Consider the following 2,841-nt stretch of genomic DNA (forward strand, 5'->3'; position numbering starts at 1 on the left):
CTCCGCCGCCGAACCGCCCGCCGCCGCGGCCGCCGAAGCCGCGGCCCCTGAAGCCCCGCTCTCCGCTAGCCGAGGCTGTTTCGGCTGCGGCAGGAGCGGATTGTGTCTGGCCCGTGGGTGGCGTGGCGCCCTGCGGCGGCGGGGACGCCGCGGGCGGCGTGCCCGCCTGCGCGTCGGAACCGCCCCTCGCCTGTCCGGAGTCGCGGCTTCGGCCGGCGAATTGCGCCCGGAACTGGTCGATCACCGCCTGCGACGGCCGCTGTGACTTCAGCGGCTTGGAAAAATCCAGGCCGAGGCGCAGCGAGTCGCGGCGCGAACTTTCGAAATTGACCGGCCGCAGGTCGACGCTGACGAGCTCCCCGGATTCGTCGCGCACGAAACGGTCCGGAAAAGCCGCTTCGATGGTCGGCGTGATCGTCAGGTTGGAGATCGGCCGGTCGATCGTCTGGTGCACATATTCCCCGCGCAGGCGGAGGTCGGTGTTCTCGAACGGCTGCCAGTTGGCGCCGAGCTTCACAACCTTGCGCCGGTCCGCATCGAGGTCGGGGTTGCCGCCGCTTGTCACCGTCGCCAGCACGGTTTGCCCGGTGGTGAAATCGAACACCCTGGTTCCCGGCGTCACGAGCACCGGCGCGCCCAGCTGGTTGATCGTCGGCGAGCCCTCCTCGCGAGTCCAGCTGGTGATGAAGCTCAGGCGGTCGACGGGCGACCAGTTCGCGCCGACGCCAAGAGTCGTCAGCGTGCCGAAATCCGACAATTGGTCGACCTCGGCATTGCCGTTGAGCGTCAGGTTGCCGAGCGCGCTGAAGTCCTTGTTCCGGCGCGAGATCGGCAGGTCGAGGTTGATCGCCGCTTCGCCGGTCGTGCGGCCGAGCGACTGCGAGCTGGTAACGCCCGCCGCGCGGCGCTCCGAATCGAGGTTGACGGTGCTGCCGGCGAGGGTGACGGTCGTGCTCGCATCGCCGGCCGGGAGCGAGAAAAGCTTGCCGTTCGCGGTCGCCTTGACGTCGGCCGATGCCGTCGTCTGCCGCGCTCGGTCGCGAGCCGCATTGTCGCGATCGGTGCCGGTGATGTTGCGCTCGAGATCGCCATTGCCGGTCAGAGTCCAGCGCCACTCGGATTTCGTGCCGTTGAGCGCGAGACCCGCGTGCGCGGTGTCGCTGCTGGTGTTGCGCGCGAGCGGTAGAAGCAGTGTCTCGCCAAGGCCGATGAGGGCTCGGCCCTCGTTGTGCTCGACCTCGGTGTTGAGCGTTGCGGAAACGTCTCCGAGGACGTTGCGATTGAAGGTGCCAGACGCGCGAATGTCACGCTTGGTGCCGAGCAGCGAGCGCGCGGCGAGCGCCTCCTCGGCGGTTCCATTCGCCGGCGGCTGCGCGATCAGGATGTTGCGCTCCGCCTCGGTCAGCATGGAGTTGCCCTCGGCGTGGACGTTAAGGGTTGTGCGACCATTGCGCTGGACGATGAACTGGGTGAGGTCGGCCTCGCCGCCGGCATAGCCGCCTTCGGTTGCAACCGTCCCTTCGAGCCTTGCGGTGGTCGAACGGAAACGCTGGCGAAGGACGATGTTCACGACCTTCTGGTCGGCGCGATAGCCGTATTTGAGCGCCACTTCCTCGGGGAGGATCTCGACGCGCTCGATGGCTTCGGTCGGAATGTCGCGCATTTCGCGGAAGCTCGAGATTCGCTGCCCGTTGAGGAGCAGCACCGGGCGTTCGCCGCCGCGGCCCTGCGCGCTGCCGATCTGCGGTGCGATGGCTTCGAGCAAATCGTCGATGCTCGTCGCGCCGGTCGCCCGCACATCCCTGGAATTGAGGATGTTCTGGGGCGGGATGTCGCCGATCACCGATCCGCGCGCGCGCGTGCCCTGGATGACGATCGCTTCCTCGTCGCCATAATCGTCATAGACCGCTTGCGCGGCGGCAGCGTCCCCCTGCGCTGTGGCCGCGGTCTCCGGCTGTTGCGTCGAGGCCGGTGCCGGATCGGCCGATCCGGTGGCAGCCTGCTGTGCCAGTGATGGGGAGGCGAAGCAAAGGGCGGCAGCGCCGGCCAGCAGCATGTGACGGGTTTTCATCCGCGCTCCGTTGCCGCGGCGAACTGAACGACCCCTGACGTGTCGCTTAACTTCGATAAATGACCTGCTGTCCTCTGCGAACGGGAACGCCGCATTGTGTCGCCAGCGCAAACTTCGTTAGTGCTCACTTTCGTTAAGTCCCTTCCGAGCGTGCTTTGGGACAGCGCCGCGTTCAATGCGGGGCTCACCGTCGGATCGGAAATCCTCGCCGTCAACGGCCGCGACTTCGACGGCGACGCGATCAAGGCCGCGATCAAGGCCGCGGCGAACGGCGGCCCGGCACCGCAGCTGCTGGTCCACGACGGCGACGTCTACAAAACCGTCGCGCTCGATTGGCACGGCGGCCTGCGCTATCCGAGGCTGGAGAAGGTCGGCAAGGGGCCGGGTACGCTCGACGCTTTACTCGCGCCCCGCTGACATCAACGAAGGGGGCGCGTATGGGCAAGTGGATTGCGGGTGCAGCAGCGCTCGTCCTGGCGACTGCGGCAAGCGCGCAGCTTGCCGGGCCGGCCGAGGTCAATGTCCGGGCCGCGCTCGACCGGATCGCCGCGGTCGATCCGCAGCTTCATTCGGTGATCGCGCTCGACCCGGCCGCGATCGAACAGGCGCTCGCGGTGGATTCCGGAACCCTGCGCGGACCCCTCGCGGGGCAGCCGGTGCTCATCAAGGACAATATCGAAAGCGCCGGAACCCTGCCGACGACGGCGGGCAGCCTCGCGCTCGCGGGCAACGTTACCAACCGCGACGCGCCGCTGGTCGCGCGGCTGCGC

At 68.0% G+C, this 2,841-nt stretch carries 3 protein-coding genes; 2 read left to right on the forward strand and 1 reads right to left on the reverse strand.

All coding sequences use genetic code 11. The features are described 5' to 3' along the window. On the reverse strand, positions 1-2,071 hold a 2,071-nt coding region (locus GH737_RS14015; RefSeq protein WP_155265398.1), incomplete at its 3' end, for a TonB-dependent receptor. Between the two features lie 120 nt (positions 2,072-2,191). Here GH737_RS14015 and GH737_RS14020 point away from each other — a divergent pair. Beyond that, the gene (locus GH737_RS14020; RefSeq protein WP_155265399.1) at positions 2,192-2,488 is read left to right on the forward strand and encodes a PDZ domain-containing protein; all 297 of its coding nucleotides are present in this window, start codon (positions 2,192-2,194) and stop codon (positions 2,486-2,488) included. A gap of 20 nt (positions 2,489-2,508) precedes the next feature. Continuing rightward, a partial coding sequence (locus GH737_RS14025; RefSeq protein ID WP_275401973.1) for an amidase family protein occupies positions 2,509-2,841 on the forward strand: 333 nt, incomplete at its 3' end.

It is taken from the genome of Sphingomonas segetis (assembly GCF_009720245.1).
Classification (GTDB): domain Bacteria; phylum Pseudomonadota; class Alphaproteobacteria; order Sphingomonadales; family Sphingomonadaceae; genus Sphingomicrobium; species Sphingomicrobium segetis.